General features: G+C 45.0%; 11 protein-coding genes and 1 tRNA gene. 9 read left to right on the top strand and 3 right to left on the bottom strand.

Annotated features, from left to right (window positions below):
* Positions 1–4: 4 nt before the first annotated feature.
* From EJN84_RS07485 to EJN84_RS07460, 6 genes are all read left to right on the top strand, one after another.
* The gene (locus EJN84_RS07485) at positions 5–2,788 is read left to right on the top strand and encodes a family 78 glycoside hydrolase catalytic domain (protein WP_129594841.1); all 2,784 of its coding nucleotides are present in this window, start codon (positions 5–7) and stop codon (positions 2,786–2,788) included.
* Positions 2,789–2,821: 33 nt separating this feature from the next.
* Positions 2,822–5,560, top strand: coding sequence for an alpha-L-rhamnosidase (locus EJN84_RS07480; RefSeq protein WP_129594840.1), 2,739 nt, complete (start codon positions 2,822–2,824; stop codon positions 5,558–5,560).
* Between the two features lie 343 nt (positions 5,561–5,903).
* Positions 5,904–11,771 carry an alpha-2-macroglobulin family protein gene (locus tag EJN84_RS07475; protein WP_129594839.1) on the top strand — a complete coding sequence of 1,956 codons (5,868 nt, stop codon included), beginning with the start codon at positions 5,904–5,906 and terminating at the stop codon, positions 11,769–11,771.
* Positions 11,772–11,841: 70 nt separating this feature from the next.
* Complete coding sequence (locus tag EJN84_RS07470; RefSeq protein WP_101487826.1) at positions 11,842–12,231, top strand: DUF1573 domain-containing protein; 390 nt, start codon at positions 11,842–11,844, stop codon at positions 12,229–12,231.
* Positions 12,232–12,320: 89 nt separating this feature from the next.
* Positions 12,321–13,415, top strand: a complete 1,095-nt coding sequence (meaB, locus tag EJN84_RS07465) for a methylmalonyl Co-A mutase-associated GTPase MeaB (protein WP_129594838.1) — start codon at positions 12,321–12,323, stop codon at positions 13,413–13,415.
* Positions 13,416–13,470: 55 nt separating this feature from the next.
* Positions 13,471–13,542: transfer RNA gene (locus EJN84_RS07460), tRNA-Glu, on the top strand.
* Positions 13,543–13,557: 15 nt separating this feature from the next.
* Here the strand turns inward: EJN84_RS07460 and EJN84_RS07455 are convergent.
* Complete coding sequence (locus tag EJN84_RS07455) at positions 13,558–14,286, bottom strand: YebC/PmpR family DNA-binding transcriptional regulator (protein WP_129594837.1); 729 nt, start codon at positions 14,284–14,286, stop codon at positions 13,558–13,560.
* A 147-nt stretch (positions 14,287–14,433) separates the two neighbouring features.
* On the bottom strand, positions 14,434–16,890 hold the full coding sequence (gene pheT / locus EJN84_RS07450; RefSeq protein WP_129594836.1) for a phenylalanine--tRNA ligase subunit beta: 2,457 nt from the start codon (positions 16,888–16,890) through the stop codon (positions 14,434–14,436).
* 514 nt (positions 16,891–17,404) lie between these two features.
* Here pheT and EJN84_RS07445 point away from each other — a divergent pair.
* The 3 genes from EJN84_RS07445 to EJN84_RS07435 are packed head-to-tail and all read left to right on the top strand — an operon-like array spanning position 17,405 to position 22,823.
* Positions 17,405–17,917: an NADH-quinone oxidoreductase subunit NuoE family protein gene (locus EJN84_RS07445; protein WP_129594835.1), complete on the top strand. Its 513-nt coding sequence runs from the start codon at positions 17,405–17,407 to the stop codon at positions 17,915–17,917.
* Positions 17,914–21,048: an FAD-dependent oxidoreductase gene (locus EJN84_RS07440; protein WP_129594834.1), complete on the top strand. Its 3,135-nt coding sequence runs from the start codon at positions 17,914–17,916 to the stop codon at positions 21,046–21,048. The genes EJN84_RS07445 and EJN84_RS07440 overlap by 4 nt, the downstream gene beginning before the upstream one ends.
* A gap of 17 nt (positions 21,049–21,065) precedes the next feature.
* Entirely contained in the window at positions 21,066–22,823 is a 1,758-nt protein-coding gene (locus EJN84_RS07435; RefSeq protein ID WP_129594833.1) for an NADH-dependent [FeFe] hydrogenase, group A6, read from the top strand.
* A gap of 418 nt (positions 22,824–23,241) precedes the next feature.
* Here EJN84_RS07435 and EJN84_RS07430 read toward each other — a convergent pair whose 3' ends face one another.
* Positions 23,242–24,504 (bottom strand): phosphoglycerate kinase, encoded by a 1,263-nt coding sequence (locus tag EJN84_RS07430; RefSeq protein WP_129594832.1) that lies wholly within the window; start codon positions 24,502–24,504, stop codon positions 23,242–23,244.
* Between the last annotated feature and the right edge of the window lie 75 nt (positions 24,505–24,579).

Raw genomic sequence — 24,579 nt, 5'->3', positions numbered from 1 at the left:
TACAATGAAAACATACTTAATCATATCCTTCATTTCATTTATTCTGGCCTTCATGGTTAATGGTCAGCAAATCTGCACAATCATTCCCAAAAGTCTCACTTGCGAATATCTGTCGAATCCAACCGGCTTGGACGTAACGCAGCCGCGATTCAGCTGGACACTGAATGCAACTGATGAAAAGAAATTCGGCCAATTACAAACGGCTTATCGTATTTTAGTTGCTTCCTCAACAAACAATCTCGACAAAAAAATCGGTGATTGTTGGGACTCCGGCTGGGTAAAGTCCGACGATATGCAACTGATTCGTTACGAGGGCAAAGAACTTCAATCCGATAAGGATTATTTCTGGAACGTAACCGTCAAAGACGAAACAGGCAATATTTCCGCCGTAAGCGAAACTGCGACTTTCAGCACAGGTCATTTCAATCAGGCAGAATGGACGGCCAAATGGATCGGGACCTCTGAAGTATATGATCCGAACTGGGGTAGCAATCAAATGTACGATCCTTGGTTCAGAAAAAATTTCGATCTGAATCAAAAGCCCGAAAGAGCAATCCTTTTTGTGGCATCGGTCGGATATCACGAAGTGTATGTGAACGGGCAGAAAATTGGTGACCACGTGCTTGCACCGGCAGTAACCGATCATACCAAACGTGCCCGATATATTGCTTATGACATTGCTCCCGCACTGAAAAAAGGCAAAAACACGATCGTTTTTTGGCTCGGAACTTCATGGTCGATTTTCGGAGCTTACGCTACTCCCGATAAACCCAGAGCACCCATTGTCATTGCTCAAGTCGATATTTACGGCAGCAACCGCCACAAACTTGCCAGAGTCATTACCGATGAATCTTGGCGAACGCATCCCAGTCCCAACAAGCTCATCGGAAATTGGGACTTTGGAGCGGGCGGCTATGGCGGGGAGATTTGGGATGCCAATCGGGAAATCGACGGTTGGGATCAGCCAAACTACAACGATCAATCGTGGCAGAAAGCAACCGTTTATACTCCAAAACTAAAATTGTCGGCTCAACGAGTGGAAACAAATAAACTGTTTCGTGAAATTCAGCCCATCAGTATTGAAAAACGTTCCGATGGAAGTTATCGCGTGGACATGGGCGTAAATTTTGCCGGATGGACGCAGATACCCGTTAAGGGAAATCCGGGTGATACGGTTCGCTTCTTATTTTCCGAACGGGAACAGAACGATATGACTTTTGGTTTGCAAAATGCTTTCGTTATCGGACAGACAGGTGAAGGTACCTTTCGTAATCGATTCAATTACAGCTCAGGCAGATGGATCACGATTCTCGGATTGAAATCTGAACTTCGTAAGGAAGACATCAAAGGATGGAACGTTCGAACGGATTACGAAAATGCAACAACCTTCGAATGTTCCGATCCTTTACAAAATTGGATATACAAAACCATTCGATGGACTTTCGAAAATCTGACGCTCGGCGGATATGTGGTTGATTGTCCACAACGCGAAAGGCTGGGGTATGGCGGCGATGCGCATGCGACATCCGAAACCGGCATGTTCAATTATCAGTTGGGAGCTTTCTACAACAAATGGCTCGAAGACTGGCGCGACGTACAGGGTACGGAACCGATGGTCGGCAATATGAACGATCCGAATTGGGCTCGAAAACAAGTTGGCAGCGGCAGACTGCTTGGAGGTGGCATTCTTCCACAAACTGCACCTACCTATCATGGTGGAGGTGGCCCGGCTTGGGGCGGAATTGTGGTAACGTTACCGTGGTTCATGTATCAACATGAGGGAGACGCCGATGTCCTTCGTGAAAATTTCGAAATGATCAAAGGCTGGATGAGTTTTCTGGATACGAAAGTCAAAGACAATATGCTCACGCGTTATGGCGGTAATTGGGATTTCCTGGGAGACTGGTTATGGCCACATGCTACTGAACAAGGCATGAACAACAACTCTGATGAAAACCTGTTTTTCAACAATTGTTACTGGATTTACAACCTGAAGACTGCGACCAAGATTGCGCGAGTCATCGGCAAAACAAATGAAGCAGAGGAGTGGGAACATCAGGCTGACATTTCGAGCAAGATTCTCCATGCAAAATATTATCATGCCGATGATCACAATTATTCTGATGGAACCATGCGAAGTTTGGCAGCTGCCTTATATGGCGATATCATGCCAAAAGAATTGCGGCAGGCCGTGATGGAACGGCTCGAGCAGGAAATTCTTGTCAATCAGAAAGGACATATCGATGTGGGGATTACCGGCGGAGCCATGCTTTTCAAGGTTTTGCGCGAAGAAGGCCGAGATGATCTTATCTATTCGATGACATCGCAAACCACTTATCCAAGTTGGGGATTCATGCGCGAAAACGGGGCTACAACAATATGGGAAATGTGGGAAAAAGATTTGCCCGGACATTCCCTGTTACACAGTTCTTACCTTTATCCTGGCGCATGGTACGTTGATGGCGTGGCAGGCATAAGACGTGATCCGGAAATTCCGGGATTCAGAAAATTCATCATTCGCATCCCTCTCTTGACCGAAGCACAAATTTCGTGGGCGAAAGCCGAATTCGATTCTCCCGCAGGTTTAATTAAATCGCATTGGGAACGTAGTGACGGAAAGACAGAATTAAACGTAACAGTACCGCCAAATTGTACGGCCACGATTTATTTTCCTGATGAAAAGGGGAAAACGGTGCACGAAAAAACGGGATTGGCAAATAAAATCGGCAAGAAAGACGGATGTCTGTTATTCGAAGTTTCGGCGGGTAATTACCAATTCACAAATTAAGATTTATCGATTCACATATTAAATTTTTTTACAATGAAACGCATTTATTTATTTATCAGCATTTTATTCGCTATTGTGATGAGTGCATGTCAGGGAGAAAAACCAACAGTTTCCTCTCTGAAAGTTGAAATGCAGGAAAATCCCGAAGGAGTTGTCACCACGCAGCCTCGATTTTCCTGGCAAATAGCATCGAACACTCCGGATTTGATGCAAAGTGCTTATCAAATTCAAGTAGCAAGTTCCGAAGAAGATTTGGTGCAGGGTAAAAATCTGCTGTGGGACACAAAGAAGGTGAAAAGTGATCAGTCGATTCTGATTCCTTACGAAGGCAGTGAGCTGTCTTCGCGCCAAGTTTGTTTTTGGAGAGTGAAAGTATTTACAAACCAAGGAAACAGTGATTGGAGTGCAATCGGACGTTGGTCGATGGCGCTGCTCAACGATGCTGATTGGCAGGCCAAATGGATCGGCGAAGATTCGCTGTCGAATCCCGGCGAAACCATGAAAGGTGATACGCGGTTAGCTGCGCGTTACCTACGCAAGCCCTTTACTACAGACAAAGAAGTAAAAAGAGCCGTTCTTTACATTTCGGGATTGGGGTCAAGCGAAGCTTATATCAACGGGAAACGGGTGTCGGAAGACGTTTTTGCTCCAACGGTGTCGTGGTATCCCGAAAGAGTTTACTTCAATACCTACGATGTTACAAATTTGATTTCGCCCGAGACGAACGTAATCGCCGTAAAGCTTGGTAACGGACGTTATTTCGGTATGCGCGGATCGGCATTCGATTTCGACAATCTGCAAGTCTTCGGACTGCCGAGTTTGCTTGCGCAATTGGAAATAGAGTACACCGACGGTACTTCTCAGATCGTAGTAAGCGATGAATCGTGGAAAGTTACCTCAAAGGGACCTATCGTGGCCAACAACGAATACGATGGTGAGGAATATGACGCCAACCTCGAAATGCCCGGTTGGAACACAACCACTTTCGACGACAGTTCATGGCTGCAGGCGGACTTGATGCCGGCTCCGAAAGGAAAACTTACGGCACAACCCAATCCCAACCTCCGCGTGATGGAGGAAATAAAACCGATAAAAATTACCAAACTTCCTGACGGAAAATATATCCTCGACATGGGGCAAAATATGGTGGGTTGGTTGAAAATCGAAAAACTGAACGGGAAAAAAGGCCAACCTATCACCATGCGCTTCGCCGAACTGCTCAATCCCGACAGCACACTGTATTTGGCAAACCTTCGAGGAGCCAAAGTTACGGACATCTATACACCCGCAAAAGACGGAGAATTCAGTTGGGAGCCATCGTTTGTATATCACGGATTTCGTTTTGTTGAAATTTCGGGCTTAGATGCAATGCCTGACTTGTCGGCATTCACCGGGAAAGTGATATACGACAAAATGGAAACTACCGGACAATTTGAAACCAACAACGAAATCATCAACCAGACTTTCAAAAATGCCTATTGGGGCATTCGTGGAAATTATCGCGGCATGCCCACCGACTGTCCGCAACGCGACGAACGCATGGGCTGGTTGGGCGATCGCGCCACGGGATGTTTCGGCGAAGCTTTCGTTTTCGACAACGCCTTGCTTTACAGCAAATGGGTGCAGGATATCGAAGATTCTCAAAGTCCGGAAGGGAGCATTTCAGTAGTCTCGCCGCGTTACTGGACTATCTATAATGACGACGTAACCTGGCCGGCCGCTTACTTTTATGCTGCAAACATGCTTTATCATCAGTATGGCGACACCAATCCGATCATCAAGCACTATGCTTCGATGAAACGTTATCTGGAGCGCATCCAACAGGTATCCATGCAGGATTACATCCTTATCAAAGACACCTATGGCGATTGGTGTATGCCTCCCGAAAGACAAGATCTCATTCACTCTCAAGATCCGGCACGCAAAACGGCGGGACCGATTCTGAGCACGACGATGTATTACAGCCTATTGAACCTGATGACGCAATTTGCCGAAATTTCCGGTAATCAGCAAGATACAACCGAATTTAAGGATATGGCTGCAAAAATCAAGGAAGCCTACAATGCAAAATACTTCAATGCCGATTCGGCAAAATACGACAACAATACGGTAACGGCCAATATCCTTTCGCTTTGTCTGGGATTGGTTCCCGAAGGATATGAACAAAAGGTTTTCGATAATGTCGTAAGGAAAACCGAAGTCGATTTCGACGGACATGTTAGTACGGGTGTATTGGGAATTCAACAATTGATGCGGGGGCTCACACAATACGGAAACGTTGATTTGGCCTATAAAATTGCGACAAACGACACTTATCCGAGTTGGGGATATATGATCCGCAAAGGTGCTACTACTATCTGGGAACTTTGGAACGGAGATACTGCCGATCCTGCTATGAACTCCGGAAATCATGTGATGCTGCTGGGCGATCTGATCATCTGGTATTACGAAGATCTGGCGGGCATCAAATGTGCACCGGGCAGTGTAGCTTACAAAAAGCTGTGGATGGAGCCGAAATTTCCCGAAGGATTATCGCATGTGAAAGCATCTTATAATTTTGTGTATGGCGAAATCAAAAGCGAATGGACTAAGGAAAACAATTCTTTCACTTGGGATATTGTCATTCCTGCGAACACTTCTGCCACCGTCAAGCTGCCGAAGCAACTCAATATTGCTTCACCATCGGGCAAAGGCATACACAAAGTGACCGAAACCGATGACGCAATTGAAATCGAATTAGGATCAGGAAGATATCAATTAAAAAGCAAGTAATCGAAAATTATTTTTTAGTGGAGAGAGGACGGACTCGTTATCGGGTTCGTCTTTTCTTTTCAGTATACCTGCGAACAATCTGTCGGTGTAATCCCCATTATTCGATTTTGAATGAAAAACGCTGTGGCCGATTTCATTTGTAAGGCTTGCATTTTGCATATAATAACTCGATTTCTAAGAGACAAATATCCTGCCAAAGCTCAACAAAAGCGATTTTAAACCGTTGTACAAATAGTTAACATTTGTGTTATTTTATGTGGCTCATGCAACCTTTATCGGTTTTTAATATCTCACTATTATGTAAATATGTAAAAAACGTTTATCTTCAATTAATCTGTAGATAATGAAAAAATCAATTCTTAATATTCTTTTATCTGTGGTGTGCTGTTCAAGTCTCAATGCCCAACAATCAACGGGCGGCAAATCGGATAGTTACGATCAACTATGGAAAAATGTTGTGGCTTTTGAACAAAAATCTCTTCCCAAATCTGCTTCACAAGAAGTAGATAAAATTTTACGCAAAGCAATCAGTGAGGGAAATTCGCCGCAAGCGGTGAAAGCCATTATACATCAGGGAAAATACGATTTGGAGATCGATGCCGAAAACGATGCGTCGGTTTTCGAAAAAGTGAATGAAATGCTTTCCAAAAGTGATGATGAGGTGGAAAAATCGGTATTGCATTCGATGCTCGCCGAGTTATATCTGAATTATTATTTCAGCAATCAATGGATCATCGATCGAAGAACTGCCGTTATCGGATTTGTGCCCGATGACATGAAAGAATGGACAAAAAATATTTTCTTCGACCGAGTAGTTGAAAATCTCAACGCATCGATTGCAGAACGAGATTTGTTGTTAAAGACAAAAGTGGAAGATTATGCCGCTGTTGTGGAACTTGGGAAAGATTCTCGACGTTTTTTCCCCACTCTCTACGATTTTCTGTCATTGCGGGCAATTGATCTCTTTCGCCGGTTGCCGCAAGGCAATGATTTAGGTCGTTCGCTTGCCCGAAAAAATATTTCTCAGCAATCTCTTTTTGCTCCTGCCGAAGAATTTGTTCACTTGCAGTTCGATCCGCAGAAACAGGATGTTGGTTTATGGACGCTGCAAACCTTTCGCAATTATATGACATCGCTCATGCAACGCGGAATGAATCGATCGTTAGTTTTGGTAGAGTTTGACAAGCTCGATTATCTGAGGCAGTTGACTTCGGCGTACAAAAGTTATGCTTTGGCTGCCCTCAAAGCTATGTTGACAAAATGGAACGACAACGATTTCAGTGTGGAAGTTGTAGATAAAATTGCCGAATATTATGAATCCTATTTTATCTCGACAGAAGATTCGGACGTGGAAAATGCAAAAACGAAAGAAATTTACGAATTGCTCAATCGCACGGTTCAACGATATCCTCGATATGAGCGCATCGGGCTGCTTCAAAACAGATTGACGAAACTTACCCAACCCACAGTTTCCGTTTCGGGGCAGAATACCTACCCGCTTCGATGGAAAAAGGGAATGGAGATTTCGTACAGAAATATTACGGAACTCGAAATCGATATCTATCAAGTGAATCCTACTGATCTGTTTATCGATAGATTTAATGGAAATAAAAACATTGCGAAACGGTTTGTGAAAAAACAAACCATATCGTTGCCCAAAGGCGAACCCTACGAGACGAAGAAAGACACCATCACGCTCGATATTGACGAATTTGGTGCTTACATTGCCGTATTTTCGGCCGATAAACCGATTGAGGAGAACCAAAATACCTATTCGTTTGCAATTTCGGATCTGGCCACGTTTTCGCGCCTGATTTCGGAAGGACAAGCGGAATTTTTCGTTGTTGATCGCATATCGGGGAAACCGATAAAAAATGCACAAATCGAAATTTTTAAGCGGGTTTATCAGACTTCTCAAGAGCAGATCAAAAAAATCGACACCTTGATTACCGACGAGAATGGCCTGGCGAAATTTTCGCCGGGCGATGAAAAAGATCGGTATGCCTATTTTTATCGGGTTGTTTCAGGGGACGATCAAGGTTCGCTTCCCGAAAATATGCCGAATTATTATTTTTATCGGCAAAACGATAGGGAAGGTCTCGAGAACATTTCGATTTTCACCGATCGGGGCATCTATCGTCCGGGACAAACCGTTTATTTCAAAGCGATTGCAACAATATTGCAGGACGAAAAAACTCTGCCGGTTGCCGAAAAATCCTATTCGGTGATTTTGGTAGATGCAAATAATCAGACGATTGCTACAAAACAGTTGCGAACAAACGAATTTGGCTCCATTTCTGGCGAATTTGTTTTGCTCGAAGGTAAATTGTCGGGAAATTATCAAATCAGAATCGACAATGTTCAGGCAAATTTTCAGGTGTTGGAATACAAACGACCAACGTTTGAAATCACTTTCGAACCTATTACCAAAACCTACAGGTTTGGCGATGAGGTTACGTTGACGGGCAAGGCCGAAAACTATTCGGGCATAAAATTGCAGCATTCAACCGTCGATTACGTCATCACGCGTTCGCCTTTATGGTGGTGGAGCAGTATAAATGGCTCGGCCGAGCAAATCGAACAAGGCAGCACGATAACCGACGAGAACGGAAAATTCGATATCACATTCAAGCCTTCAAAGCCCGATAGCGAAACCAATCTTTTTTTGCGTTCAACCCCATCGGTATTTTCCTTTACAATCGAAGCAAGTATTACCGATATGAATGGCGAAACGCAGTCGGCACATTATGTGTTGAGTGTGGGCGATATAGGCATGATGCTCGAGGTTGATTGCAAAGATCGGATCGAAAAATCCTCAACTGACAACATTCGCATTACGGCAACCAATCTCGACGGGCAGAAGATTGATGCAAAAGGAATATATCGACTTTTTTCCGTAAACGAAAATGACAGTATTGCCTCGCAACTTTTCGAGAGTGATTTTCGAACAGGTATGCAACCCGAATTATCGGCAAAACTTCAAAAGCTGCCTTCCGGAAAATATCGGTTGAAACTACAATCGAGAGATGATGCCGGCAACAAGGTTGAAGCCGAAAAGGATTTTGTCCTGTTTTCGTATGCCGACAAACGTCCGCCCATCAAAACCAACGATTGGTATATTGTTCGGAACGCCGATTTTACACCTGAGAAACCGGCTGAAATCATGTTGGGCGTTTCGGATAGAGATATTCATGTTTTATTCGAACTTTGGCAGGAACAAAAGTTGTTGAAACGCGAATGGGTCACGCTCAATAACGAAATTCGTACTTTTACGATTCCTTATGATGAAACTTATAAAAACGGCGTTTCGGTTTTTTTGACTTATATGAAAGATCAGAAGTTCTATACGCATTCTGCAATTCTTTCTACACCAAAAAAATCGAACGATTTGAAGATTAAGCTCGATGTTTTTCGCGATAAACTTTTGCCCGGTCAAAAAGAAGAATGGCGGATGACGGTGCGTGATGCAAGTGGAAATCCGGTGTCGGCTGAAGTGCTTGCCTCGATGTACGATTTATCGCTGGATGCCATTTACAAATCGCCCGACTGGATATTTAACAGACCTGTTTCGAGAAGCTATATTTCGCTTCCTTCTTATCGAACCGACAATTCATTGGGCAAAATTTATGGGGTTTATGCAGGCTCGATACCGCAATTTAAAACTCCCGAGTTCGTTTTCGATTCTTTCAATTGGTTTGGCTTGCAATTTGGCGGAGGTTACGGTGGATATATTCTACGCTCGACAGCCGGAGCAGTCAAACAGAATGCTCCTGTTTTCAAAGCGGAATCGGGTAATCTTGATGAAGTGATGATGGTTGCCGATGCGCAATCTGTAAATATTGATACGGAAAAAGAATCGCGGGAAACAAAAACTACTGTATCTCAAATTCGAAAAAATTTCAATGAAACGGCTTTCTTTTATCCGCAATTGCGTACTAATACCAATGGAGAAGTCCGGCTCGCATTTACCGTGCCTGAAAGCAACACTCGATGGCGTTTTCGCATATTGGCGCACGACCGAAATCTGAATGTGGGCACAACGGATACTTTGGCGGTCTCTCAAAAAGAGTTGATGATTACGCCAAATCTTCCTCGATTCTTTCGTCAAGGAGATCAAAGCGCTGTTTCTACCAAAATTTCGAACCTTTCCGAAAAAACTCTTGAGGGGACTGTTTCGATGGAACTTTTCGATCCATTGACTGACCGTATTTTGGAAAAGATAGTTCTTCCGAATCAAAAGCAAGCATTTTTGTTGTCGAAAGGAGAATCTTCGAGTGTTTCATGGACTTTCGACGTGCCAACCGATATTGATTTGCTGGGTGTTCGAATCGTTGCCGACAGTAAATTGTTCAGTGACGGCGAACAGCATGCGTTGGCCGTTTTGCCCAATCGGATGCTTGTTACCGAAAGTATGCCAATGGATGTCAATGGTAATCAAACGAAAGTTTTCTCGATGGATCGTTTGCTTCATCCCCAATCGTCAACGTTGCAAAATTATCGACTCTCGCTTGAGTTTGCATCAAATCCGGCCTGGTATGCCGTTCAGGCGTTGCCCGTTTTAAGCGCACCGGACAATGACAATGCCGTTTCATGGTTTGCCGCTTACTATGCAAACACTCTTGGAAGCCATATTTCGAAAACATTTCCCAAAGTTGCCGCAATGATTGATGCATGGAAAAAGCAAGGAGGCGATAGTGAGACACTGCTATCGAATCTCGAAAAGAATGAGGAACTCAAAAATGTATTGATCGAAGAAACACCGTGGGTGCTCGAAGCCAAAAATGAAACGGAACAAAAACAACGCTTGTCGCTGCTTTTCGATTTGAATCGGAATCAAAATCTTACCCGGACAGCCATTGATAAATTGCAGGAACTGCAAACCGATGAAGGCGGTTGGAGTTGGATCAAAGGGTTTTATCCGAGCCGAAGCATTACGCAATACGTGCTTTACGGATTGGGTCGCCTCGACGAGTTGATCGCGAACGAGGCTGATACGGCTATTGCTGTTATGAGTGAAAAGGCAGTGAATTATATAGATGCGCAAGCATTGCGTAGTTTTGAGCAGTTGAAGAAAAATAATAAAAACTGGAGGTCTGTAACGGCTATTCCCTCCCTCGATTTGGAGTATATGTTTGTTCGATCGATGTACAGCCAATACAAGCTGTCGCCCGAATCAAAATCGATGATCGATTTTTACACCTCCATATTGATTAAAAACCGGACAAATTTCGATTTGTATCAACGTTCGCTTATTGCAGTAATCATGCAGCGAAATGGAAATAGCGATTTGACTTCGGCTATTTTGAAATCGTTTCGCGAACATGCAACAATAGATCCCGAAAAGGGAATGTTTTGGGCAAACAATCGATCGCACGTCTTTCTATCGCAATCGGCAGTTTCGGTACATACGTTTATTATGGACGCTTTCAGAATTGCTGGCTCGAAAGCCGACGAAATGGATTTAATGAAAAAATGGCTGCTCAAGCAAAAACAAACCCAACTTTGGGAATCGACTCAAGCCACGCTTGATGCCGTTTATGCTCTTTTGAGTACCGGCACGGATTGGTTCTCGGCTGAAAATGAAGTGCAACTAACGATCGGCAAAACAGTAATTGAGCCGCAGCAAGAAGAATTGGGTACAGGATATTTCAAAACGACGTGGAGTGGGAAAGAGATCGATCCCGATATGGGAAGCGTGAAGATTGAGAACAAGGGTAAAGCCCCGGCTTGGGGTGCTCTTTATTGGCAATATTTCGAAGAAACGGATAAAATTTCGAAAACCGATGCGGGCCTTGATGTAGAGAAAAAACTTTTCATTGAAAAAATTGAAGCTTCGGGCAAAAAACTCATTCCGCTTGATAGTGACTGTACTTTGAAAGTAGGAGATAAAATAGTCGTTCGACTAACTGTCCGCAGCGATCGCGATTTTGAATTTGTTCACCTCAAAGATATGAGAGCTGCCTGTTTAGAACCGATAGAGCAATTTTCGGGAGTTCGTTGGCAGGACAGATTGATTTATTATCAGACCTCGAAAGATGCATCTACCAATTTTTATTTCGATGTCATGCCACGCGGCACTTACGTATTGGAATATCCGGTATATGTCAATCGAGTGGGAAACTATTCGAACGGCATTACCACAATTCGGTGCATGTATGCTCCCGAATTTGCCTCGCATACAAGTGGCATACGAATTAATGTTAAAGAGTGAGCAACATCTAAACTTTTCCTCTACTTTTGTGTCATTTGATAGGAATAAATCAATTTAAAACCAATCCATAATGAAAAAAGTAAGTTTTCTTTTACTATGTTGCTTAATGCTGGGCGGAGTAGCTTTTGCACAATCGAAGCCGGCGGCTCAGTTTACCAGAACGGAGCATAACTTCGGTTCGGTTCGCGAATCGTTAGGTGCTGTTACTACTGAGTTCGAATTTACCAATATCGGTGATGCGCCTCTCATTATTCAACGTGTAGCCGCTTCTTGTGGTTGCACCACGCCGGGATATAGCCGTGAACCGATTTTGCCGGGCAAAAAAGGGAAAATCACTGCTCGTTATTCTACTACGGGACGTCCGGGAAATTTCAATAAAACAATTACCGTTTACACCAATGTTCCCGATACAACTTATGTATTAACCATTAAAGGCAATGTGATTCCCGACAAAAAATAAATATCGCTGCAATATTTGCAGAACGAAACCGAATGGAATATCTTTGTAGAAAAGATTTCAGTCGGTTTTTTTATTTTAAATTTTAAGAGATGAAACATCCCGAAGACGACCCTCAATATCAAGGCTTGAAGGTGAATAAGGGTATTCCTCAGCCACCCAGCGTTAATCCGCAACTTAAAAAACGATCACGACGCCAATACACGGTGGATGAATATGTCGATGGCATTTTATCGGGTAATATTCCTATGCTCAGCCAGGCCGTAACGCTGGTGGAGAGTGCCAATCCCGAACATCAGGACGTGGCGCAGGCTATTATCGAAAAATGTTTGCCTCATTCAGGCAAATCTATTCGTGTCGGGATAACGGGTGTTCCCGGAGCCGGTAAAAGTACTTCTATCGATGCTTTTGGCATGTATCTGATCAAGCAGGGCCATAAACTTGCCGTGCTTGCTATCGATCCTTCAAGCGAACGTTCGAAAGGAAGCATTTTGGGCGATAAAACACGTATGGAAAAACTTGCCGTCGAGAAAAATGCTTTTATTCGGCCTTCACCTTCAGCCGGATCGCTCGGCGGGGTTGCGCGCAAAACGCGTGAGACAATTATTCTTTGCGAAGCTGCCGGTTTCAATTACGTTTTTGTGGAAACGGTAGGAGTGGGACAGTCTGAAACGGCTGTTCATTCGATGGTGGATTTCTTCCTGCTTATCCAATTGGCCGGAACCGGCGACGAATTGCAAGGAATTAAACGTGGAATTATGGAAATGGCCGACGGGATTGTCATAAACAAAGCCGATGGAGACAATATCGAAAAGGCAAAGATGGCGCAGCGACATTTCAAAAATGCGTTGCACCTTTATCCCTTACCCGAATCGGGATGGACGCCCGAAGTGCTTACCTATTCAGGTTATTATGGAATCGGAATAGAAGAAGTTTGGGATATGATTCATCGGTACATCGATTTTGTGAAACAAAACGGCTATTTTGAACGCCGACGCAACGAACAATCGAAATATTGGATGTATGAAACTATCAATGAACGGCTGAAAAACGATTTTTATCGCGATGAAGAAATTGAAAAACTCTTGCCCCGGTTGGAAGAAGAAGTGCTTTCGGCTCGAAAAAGTTCTTTCGTAGCAGCCAATCAGGCTTTGCAACAGTATTATCGTCGTCGCAATAAAATTTGATGGCGACAGGTTGTCCGAATTGTAATTTGTTTTATCTTTGCAAAAACTTTCAGGAGGCGCATTCTTCTAACGGTCAGGAATCCTGCTTCTCACGCAGGCAATAGCGGTTCGATTCCGCTATGCGCTACGCTTCATTCAAAGTTTATTCCTCCTCGTCCGGCTCTTCCATGTTATGGAAAACGTTTTGAACGTCATCGTCCTCCTCAAATTTTTCGATCAGTTTTTCGATTTGTGCCCGCTGCTCCGCATTCAGTGATTTTGTGTCGCGAGGAATGCGCTCAAATTCGGCTGAATGAATTTCGAATCCGTTCGACTCGAGATAGGACTGAATATCGGCATACGATTTGAAATCGCCATACAAGACAATTTCGTCTTCATCAGTTTCAACCTCGTCCACGCCATAGTCGATGAGCTCCAGTTCGAGGTCTTCGAGCGAAACGCCATCTTTGGGCGCGATTCGGAAGACACATTTATGGTCGAAAAGGAATTCCAAACTTCCCGAAGTTCCCAAAGAGCCCCCATGTTTGTTGAAATAGCTGCGGATATTGGCTACCGTTCGGGTCGGATTGTCGGTTGCAGTTTCGATGACGATTGCGATGCCATGTGGCCCATAGCCTTCGTAAACAACCTCTTTATAGTCCGTATAATCTTTGTCGGTTGCTTTTTTGATAGCTCTTTCCACGTTTTCTTTGGGCATATTCTCCTTCTTTGCCTGCTGCACCAGCACGCGAAGACGCGGATTGGTATCGGGATCGGGTCCGCCTTCCTTGGCAGCAATAGTGATTTCCTTTCCCAATTTTGTGAATGTGCGGGCCATATTGCCCCAACGTTTCAGCTTTCTTGCTTTGCGGTATTCAAATGCTCTTCCCATATATATCCTCCTGTTTTCTCGTAGTGAGAAGCGTTGATGCCGCTTGGTGACGGCTTGAATTATTTTAATGTTTTAACACAATGTTTTTTCGTCAGAAAATAGAGTCAAATTTCGGCGTTTTGTTCACTTGACCCTTACTGTCAGGAATTATCTGAGCACTGCGCCCAATTCTTTTTCCAGACTTTGCCGAATTTTTTGCATCACCGTGTCGATTTGTTTTTCGTTCAACGTTTTTTCTTCGTCCTGTAAAACAAAATTTACGGCATACGATTTTTTATCTTCGGGTAGATTCTTCCCTTCATATACGTCGAAAAGCGTGATTTCCTTTAGCAGTTTCTTTTCCGATTTGCGAACTATCTGTTCGATTTCGGCAAATGTCGTTTTTTTGTCAACGAGCAATGCCAAGTCGCGGCTCACAGCGGGGAATTTGGAAATTTCTGTAAATTCTACCGAATTTTTCCCTATCGCTTTGAGAATTACGTCCCAATTTAATTCAGCGAAATAAACATCGGTGTCGATATCGAAGGAACGACAAATCGATTTGGAAACAATTCCCATTTGTCCCAAACTTTTATTGCGAAGATCGATTTTCAATCCGGCCGCAAAGATAGGAGATTGTAATGTTTCGAATTTTACCTGTTGATAAATGCCCAATCTTTTCAGTACGTTTTCGACATAAGCTTTTAACTCGAAAATCGAGCTTTCCGATTCGGGCGCAGCCCAATTTTTGCGGTTATGTTTGCCACATATCCACAATCCGAAATGTGTCTCTTCGGAATATTCGGCAAGAATTTTATCAGGATTCTTTTGTGATGCATCGAAAAAGTAGCAATTACCGAACTCGTAGAAACGTAAATCTCCATTTTTGCGATTTCGGTTATATGCAATGCTCTCCAGTCCTCCGTAAAGCAGCGTTTGGCGCATAACACCGAGATCGTTGCTTAGCGGATTGATCAGTGCAACACAATTGACGGACGGAAATGCTTCATTATTTTCGTAGTAAACTTTTTTTGTGAGCGAATTATTCATAATTTCGAAAAATCCGTTTGCCGTCAGTTGTTCCGAAACGAGTGTCTGCAAACGATGTTTGCGGTCGGTAGCCGTTTGATATGAAAGACTCGAACGGAGCGAATCGCCAATCTCGATATTGTTATATCCGTAAATGCGCAATATATCTTCGATTACGTCCACGTCCCGCAAAACGTCCACACGATAAGTCGGGATTCGGAGGGTGAGTTTATCTTCCGATTCCTCTTCGATTTCTATTTCCAGACTTTCGAGAATGCTGCGGACAACTGCTTTCGGAATTTCTTTTCCTACCAGAGAATTCAGTTTATTATAAGTCAATTCGACACGTGGCTTTTCGATGGGTTGTGGATAAATATCGCGAATTTCGCCTTCAATTTCGCCACCGGCAAGTTCTTTTACGAGCATGGCCGCCCGTTTGAGCACATAAACCGTGTTATTGGGATCGGCTCCGCGCTCAAAACGAAACGACGAATCGGTGCTTAATCCATGTCTGCGAGCAGTCTTTCGAATCCATGTCGGATTGAAGTAAGCCGACTCAAGGAATATATTTTTTGTATCGTCTGTTACTCCGGACTTCAATCCTCCAAAAACACCTGCGATGCACATTCCTTCTTCGGAATTGCAAATCATTAAGTCGCCGGAGCTTAGTTCGTGTTCCTGACCGTCGAGTGTGACGAATTTGGTCTTGTCGGGCAGTGTGCGAACGATAACCTCGTTGCCGGTAATGTAATCGGCATCGAAAGCATGCATGGGATGCCCCGTTTCGTGAAGGATGAAGTTGGTGATGTCCACAATATTGTTGATCGGGCGAAGTCCGATAGTGCGCAATTTGTTTTTGAGCCAGTCGGGGCTTTCTTTTACGGTAACATTGCGAATGGTAAGGCCTGAATAACGAGGACAGGCATCCATGTTTTCGACCACGACTTCGATGCCACCTTCCTTTCTATCGATTTTAAAATCGGCTACCGAAGGCTTGTTCAGTGAATAAGATTTGCCCGCTTGTTTGAGCCAGGCTGCCAAGTCGCGAGCAACGCCGAAATGCGAAACGGCATCGGAGCGGTTAGGCGTGATATCTACTTCGAGCACGTAATCGCTTTCCACATGATAATATTCTTTTGCAGGCATTCCTACGGGAGCATCTTCTGGCAAAACAATGATGCCATCGTGAGAAGTGCCTATGCCGATTTCGTCTTCGGCACAAATCATCCCGAACGACTCTTCGCCACGGATTTTGGAGCGTTTGATCGTAATTTCTTCGCCCCCGAAATAAAGTTTGGTGCCGATAGTAGCAACCACCACTTTTTGTCCGGCTGCAACATTAGGTGCTCCACAAACAATTCGAAGTGGTTCATCGTTGCCGATATCTACGGTTGTCAGATGGAGATGATCGGAATTGGGATGTGCTGTACAGGTGAGAACTTTTCCGATAACTAATCCTTCGAGCCCACCCTTTATGGTTTCAATTTCTTCTACACTTCCCGTTTCGAGGCCTATGGAAGTTAATGCTTCTGCCGTTTCGGCAGGAGACAAGTCGAATTGCAAATAGTCTTTGAGCCAATTGTACGAAATATTCATTGCGTGTAATCCTTGATTGATTCGGAATGATTCCGAAAAAAGCCCTCAAAATTACATAAAATTCATGGAATAAGGAAAAATGGTTGTTTCAAAATGCGATAGACAGAGTCAAGTAGCAAGTGTAATATGAGTGAAATTGTTTGTAAAATTCAATTTTAGGCAAACTGAATCCTAATTTTTCCCTCAGGAGAATGTCCCATCTGTTCTTTAGCAATAGGTAACTGGTGTTTTATGTAGAATTATTCCAAATAGAAAAAGAAACATAAATATTTAAAGAAATAATTCTTTAATCAGGAAGAAATGCACTACATTTGTAAGGATGCGTCTGCTTAGAAAACCCCGAAACCTGATTTTGATGGTTTACAAGTCACTGAAAATCAAGGTTTGTTTTGAATCACTTTTAGTAAAAAAAACTTTTCGGAGGGGAGTCAAGGATGAAATGCGTGTTTAGTCAAATGATTGTTAATCTGTTACAAATCTTAAAGGTTGATTTTGTTTAATAAAAAATATGGGTATGGAAACACAGACAAACGCTCCGGTTTCAGGAGAAATACTCGATAAGATCATCGAAAAGCACCGTGGAAAGCCCGGGATGTTGCTCACTACCCTGGAAGAAGCACAGGAGAAAAACCCCCTGAAGTATCTTCCGGGTGAAACGCTAGCCGAAATATCGAAAAAACTAAAGGTGCCGTATGCACAGGTCTACAGTGTAGCCACGTTTTATTCCTTCTTTAATTTAAAGCCACAGGGTAAGCATTCGATTGTCGTTTGCCGCGGCACGGCGTGTCACACGAAAGGTTCAAAAGCCTTGCTGGATGATATAGAAAAAATTTTAGGTATTAAATATACCGGTGATGATGCCGAATCATCCTATACTACTCCCGATAACCTGTTTACTATCAGGACGGTGTCCTGCTTCGGACAATGCGCGCAATCGCCCGTCGTGGCCATAGACAATGTTATTTACAGCAACATGAATTCCCGAAAATTGCTGAAAATCCTCAGCAACTATACCCTATCGTTATGAAACCGTCCGAAATTGAAATTTTAAGAAAGCAGCACAGGGAAAGGATTCTTCCGGCAACTCCCATGATTTTGGTTGGAATGGGGACCTGCGGTATCGGTAACGGAGCCGGTGCGGTTTATCATCATTTCGAAAAGCAGCTGTCGGAGAATAACCTCGATTGTAAACTCAAGCGGACCGGTTGCTTCGGTTTCTGCGCCGAAGAACCGATGGTGATGCTCTATCAGCCGGGTAGGCCCATGCTGGTCTACAGTAAAGTGGATGAGAGGGATGTGAAGCGAATCATGGATAACTTGCAGAAAAACAAACTGTACAAAAACAAGCTATTGTGCCGTATCGATGAATGGGATTTCCTGACTTCGGAGGTGGAATTTGGAAAGGGTTACGAAGATATTCCTCACTGGGATGAAGTGCCTTTTTTTAAGGGGCAGAAGAAAGTGGTGTTGCGCCATGCCGGCCTTATCGACCCCGAAGACATTCTTGATTATATTGCTGTGGGAGGATATAATGCCCTGGTAAAAGCGATTATGGGTTACAAGCCGGCAGAAGTGGTCGATCAGGTCATGGCGTCGAAACTGCGTGGTCGGGGAGGAGCAGGTTTCCCTACGGGAGTAAAATGGTCAATCATGCAGAAACAGGATGCCCGGCAGAAATATATTATCTGCAATGCCGATGAAGGCGACCCGGGCGCGTATATGAACCGGAATGAGATTGAAAGCGATCCGCACATGCTGCTCGAAGGTATGATGATAGGTGCTTACGCCATGGGAGCGAGTGAGGGCATCGCATACGTGAGGGCAGAGTATCCGCTTGCCGTAAAGCGGCTTCGGACGGCTATCGAGCAAGTCGAACAACTCGGGCTTTTAGGTGAAAATATATTGGGTACCGGCTTTAGTTTTAAGATGGATATTGTTGAAGGGGCTGGAGCCTTCGTTTGCGGTGAAGAGACAGCATTGATTGCTTCTATCGAAGGGAAGGCGGGTCGGCCGCTTCCGCGTCCGCCTTATCCTGCCAACAAAGGGTTGTACGGTAAACCTACCAACATCAACAATGTGGAAACCTGGTGCAACGTGCCGGTCATCATCGAAAAAGGTGCCGAGTGGTTCACCACTATGGGGACGGAAAGAAGTCCCGGAACAAAAGTGTTTTCGTTGGTAGGAAAAGTGAAAAATACGGGGTTGGTAGAACTCCCCCTTGGGTCAAAATTGGAACAATTTGTGTTCAATATCGGGGAAGGTACGGGAACTTCCAAACGGGTAAAGGCCGTGCAAACCGGTGGGCCGTCCGGCGGTTGCATCCCGCTGGAGTTTTTTTCAACCCCGGTGGATTACGAGTCGCTGGCAGGCATTGGAGCCATCATGGGTTCGGGAGGAATGGTGGTAATGGATCAGGACAACTGCATGGTGGACGTGGCTCGCTATTTTCTGGAGTTCAATGCAGGAGAATCGTGCGGGAAATGTACACCCTGCCGTGAAGGTACGGCACAGGCACTGGCTATTCTCACCCGCATCACCCAGGGGCAAGGGACGTTCGCCGATTTGGCCGTCCTGGAGTTGCTCAGCGGTGTTATCAAAGATTCGTCGCTTTGCGCTCTTGGGCAGACCGCCCCTAATCCCATTCTGACCACGTTAAAATATTTCCGGCACGAGTATGAACAACACATCCGGGAGAAACGGTGTCATGCAGGGACGTGCGAATCGCTTTTCATGGCTTTGTGTGAAAACAGCTGCCCGCTGCACATGAATATTCCGGGCTACATCGAGCTGATTAAGGAAGATCGTGTGGAAGAAGCCTTTGAGCTTACGCTGCGCGATAATCCCCTGCCGGGAACGATAGGGAGGATTTGCCACTTCCATTGCCAAATGCGTTGCCGTCGTGAAATGCTGGATCAGCCGGTTTCGCAAGGCGAAATCCACCGATACCTGGCAGATACCATGTACCAGCTCGGAAAAGAGAACGAAATCTACAATAAACTGGTTAAAGAGAGACTTCCTTCTACCGGAAAAAGGATTGCCATTGTAGGTGCCGGGCCTGCAGGACTTACGGCAGCCTTTTACCTGGTGCGACTGGGCCATGATATCACCGTTTACGAGGCTTTGTCCGAAGCCGGGGGAGTAGCGCGTTTTGGTATACCGAATTATCGTTTGCCGAAAGATGTGTTGAGGAAGGAAGTCCGGCTGATAAAAAAACTGGGTGTGAAGTTCAGGTTCAACCAGCGGCTGGGCGACAATCTTTCCCTGGCCGAGCTGAAAAATGAGTTCGACACCATTTATCTGGCGATAGGTGCGTGGAAAGATATCGATTTGAAAATTCCGGGAGAAGATGCAAAAGGTGTTTTTGCAGGAACAAAAATTTTGAAAGAGATTGCGCTGGGTAAAACACCGAAAGTGGGTGAGCGGGTCGTTATTGTCGGCGGCGGGAACGTGGCCATCGATACGGCCCGGAGCCTGTTGCGACTGGGAAAGGATGTGACTATCGTTTACCGGCGGGGAAAAGGGGATATGCCTGCCAACGCCGTGGAGATATCGGAATCGGAAGAAGAAATGATCAACTATCGTTTTCTGGCTTCTCCCAGCGGGATTATTACGGGTAAATCGGGCAGAGTAAAAGCGTTACGCGTAGAGAAGATGTTGCCTGGAAGCATCGATTCTTCCGGAAGGAAGAAACCGGTTCCCACCGGAGTATTTGAAGAAATTCCGTGTGATACTGTTGTGCTGGCTGTTGGTGAACGGGTCGATTCCGGGTGCCTTGTCGAAAACAATATGGAGCTTACACGGGACGGGCGAATAGTTATAGATCCGTTTACTTTTCAAACATCCGACCCGCAAATCTACGCCGGCGGAGATGCGGTAAGCGGCCCCTCGACGGCGGCAGAGGCGATGGGGATGGCGAAGAAAGCGGCTGCAGCGATGGACAGGGCATTGACGGGTGAAAACAGGTTTTACCGGCTCTCGCGTCCGTTTAATTACCGGAATGTTGTGCCCGCAAATCCAAAACCGGCTTCGAAGAATGTTCCGAGAAGACTTTCGGTGAAAGACCGGGTGAATAATTTCAACGAGATTTCTTTCGGATTTACGGGCGAGCAGGCCCGCAATGAGGTGGAAAGATGCCTGAGGTGTGACGTGAAACATTAATCTGAAAAAGCTGTATTATGGAAATTAACATCAATAACCGGCCTGTTCAGGTAGCTGAAGGAACAACCGTTTTGGAAGCATGCCGTTCTGCGGGTATAGACGTCCCTTCGTTGTGTTACCTGAAAGATGTATCGCATAATGCGTCGTGCGGCGTTTGTGTGGTGGAAGTGAAAGGAGCTAAATCGTTATTGCGCTCGTGTATTACCCAGGTTACCGAGGGGATGGAGATTTCTACGAACAGCCCGCGGGCGATGCTGGCAAGAAAAGTAAATGTTGAGTTATTGCTGGCCAATCATCCTCAGGATTGTCTGATTTGTGACCGCAACGGAAGCTGTGAATTGCAGGAGCTGTCCCATGCCTTAGGAATTAAAGACAGGCGATTCGTTCGCACCAGGAAAGGGCAATTGAAAAAAGACGAAACATCGCTTTCGCTGGTGCGTGATCCGGAAAAATGCATCCTGTGCGGCCGTTGCGTTGCCGTTTGCAGCCAGATGCAGGGCGTAAAGGCGATCGATTTTTCGGGACGGGGATTAAAAAGCAAAATTTCCACCTTCCTCGATTCGGGACTGGGACATGTGGCCTGTTCAAATTGTGGGCAATGCGCCCTGGTTTGTCCCACAGGAGCTATAACGGAGAGAAATTCGGTAAGCGAAGTCTGGTCGGCTTTACAAGATCCCGGAAAGATTGTTCTGGTACAAACCGCGCCGGCTGTGCGTGTCGGAATAGGAGAGGCTATGGGAATGCCCTACGGCAGCCTGGTTACGGGTCAAATGGTTGCCGGATTACGCCGGCTTGGCTTCTCGAAAGTGTTCGATACTAATTTTGCTGCCGACCTTACCATTATCGAGGAAGGAAACGAGTTGCTTCACCGCATCAAAACGGGTGGGGAGTTACCGATGATCACTTCCTGTTCGCCGGGATGGATCAAGTTTGTCGAAGATTTTTATCCGGATTTGTTGAGGCACCTGTCCACCTGTAAGTCACCGCAGCAGATGTTTGGTGCGGTGGCAAAAACATACTATGCCGAAAAAACGGGCGTCGATCCGAGAAACATCGTGGTGGTTTCCATCATGCCTTGTACGGCCAAGAAATACGAGGCAAAACGTCCGGAAATGGATGGGGCATTCCATTATTGGAAAGAGAAACTAAAGCTGAAAGATGAGGAGCATTTTTTCGATGTGGATTTTTCACTTACCACGCGTGAACTGGCGCGTATGTTCAGCGAAGCGGGAATAAATTTTTCCGGTCTCCCGGAAGAACGGTTCGACAGCCCACTGGGTGAATCAACCGGTGCCGCCGCAATATTTGGTGCTACCGGAGGGGTGATGGAGGCGGCACTCAGAACAGCTTATGAGTTGTATACCGGTAAAACGCTGTATGATGTTAATTTCACATCTGTACGGGGTTTTCAGGGAATAAAAGAGGCGGACGTAAATTTGAACGGAACGGTCATTAAAGTAGCTGTCGCGCATACACTCAAGAACGCCGGAATTTTGTTGGAACAGATCAAAAATGGCACATCGCCCTACGTGTTCATTGAAGTGATGGCATGCCCGGGAGGCTGTATCGGCGGCGGCGGACAACCTATCCCCACTAATGCGGAAACGCGTGAAAAACGTGCTGCGTCTATTTATTATGAAGACGATCATAAAGTGATACGGAAATCGCATGAAAATCCGGAGATTATCACAATATATGCCGACTTCTTTAAAAAACCACTGGGTGAGAAGTCGCATCACTTACTCCACACCCACTATAGGGAGAGGGAGTATTAAATTTCAGCACGCTAAGTTGGGCTTAGGATATCGATACGGAAAGGTAGCATGGAGGAGAATAAATATTAGGAATGCGTTAATAATTTATAGCTATTTTATATATTTTTTTGATCTGAGGATACATGGAGTTGGTATGGAGTTGGTACGGCGTTGGTATGGAGTTGGTACGGAGGAAAGTGTATGGAAAAATTCGGCACAAATAAATACTTGTTTTCATTCGATAATATTTGATAACTTAATTGGCCTTTGATGAATAAAAGGTGCATTGAAAGAGTGAAGAGAAAGAAGGATAGCGAATATCGGATTGAGAAATTGAGAGGAATCGGGCTTTGATGAGTTTATTTCGAATTCGATGAAAAAGAAAAGAGACTGTCCCAAAAATTGGACAGCCTCTTTCGATATTTAGTGTAACTTTCGATTAATATCCTCTGATGGCTTTGATGCCAGGAAGCACTTTCCCTTCGATCATTTCGAGCAGAGCGCCACCGCCGGTGGATACATACGAAACCTGATCGGCCAGACCGAATTTGTTGATGCAGGCCACCGAGTCGCCACCACCTACCAGCGAATAAGCACCTTTTTTAGTGGCTTCGACGATGGCGTCGGCAACGGCACGCGATCCATGATCGAAATTATCGAATTCGAATACGCCAACGGGGCCATTCCAAAGAATAGTTTTGGAGTTTTTGATCACCTCTGCAAAGATTTTTTCGGATTCGGGACCGATATCCAATCCTTCCCAACCGTCGGGAATATCGTTTACGGGAGCAAAAGCTGTTTTTGCATCGTTGCTGAAGCTGTCTGCAATCTTGGCATCGGTAGCCAAAACGAGATTCACCCCTTTTTCTTTGGCAAGATCCACGATTTCGAGGGCAAGCTGGAGTTTGTCGTCTTCCACAATCGAGTTTCCGATTTTTCCGCCAAAGGCTTTTGTAAAAGTATAGGTCATGCCGCCTGCAAGGATGAGATTGTCCACTTTTTCGAGCAGTTTTTTGATGATGTCGATTTTTGAGGAAACTTTAGAACCACCCATGATGGCAGTGAAAGGACGTTGAGTGTCGTTCATCACCTTTTCGACAGCCATGATTTCGTTTTGCATGAGGTAGCCAAACAGTTTATGATCGGCATCGAAATAGTCGGCAATGAGCGCCGTAGAGGCATGCGCACGGTGAGCAGTTCCGAATGCGTCATTCACATATACATCGGCATAGGACGCCAATTTTCGGGTAAATTCTTTTTGCGATTCCTTAACGGCCTTTTTTGCAGCTGCGATTTCTTCTTCGGTAGCCGTTTCGGGCAATCCAACCGGCTTGCCTTCCTCTTCGGCATAGAAGCGAAGATTTTCGAGCATCAAAGCCTGACCCGGTTTCAGTGCCGCAGCTTTGGCCGCAGCCTCGTCACTCATGCAATCGTTTGCAAAGTCCACATCCACTCCCAATAATTCGGAGACACGTGGAAGAACGTGTCGAAGTGAATATTTTGCAGTGGGACCTTTGGGACGGCCGAGATGAGAACCTATAATCACGCTGCCTCCATCCTGCAAAATTTTTTTCAGAGTAGGCATCGCTGCGCGAATACGTGTATCGTCGGTAATGTTGAAATTCTCATCCAGTGGAACATTGAAGTCCACACGAACAAATGCCTTTTTACCGGCGAAATTGAAAGAGTCCATAGTTTGCATAATGCTTGTGTTTTATATTTGTGAGTAAATTGTTGCCTAAAAACAAACGTCGATACGAAACCTATTTTACGCCAC

This window comes from Seramator thermalis, from assembly GCF_004138125.1.
Lineage (GTDB): Bacteria > Bacteroidota > Bacteroidia > Bacteroidales > Dysgonomonadaceae > Seramator > Seramator thermalis.
The sequence above is the reverse complement of the archived record's forward strand: the minus strand, read 5'-3'. Positions and strand labels throughout refer to the sequence as shown.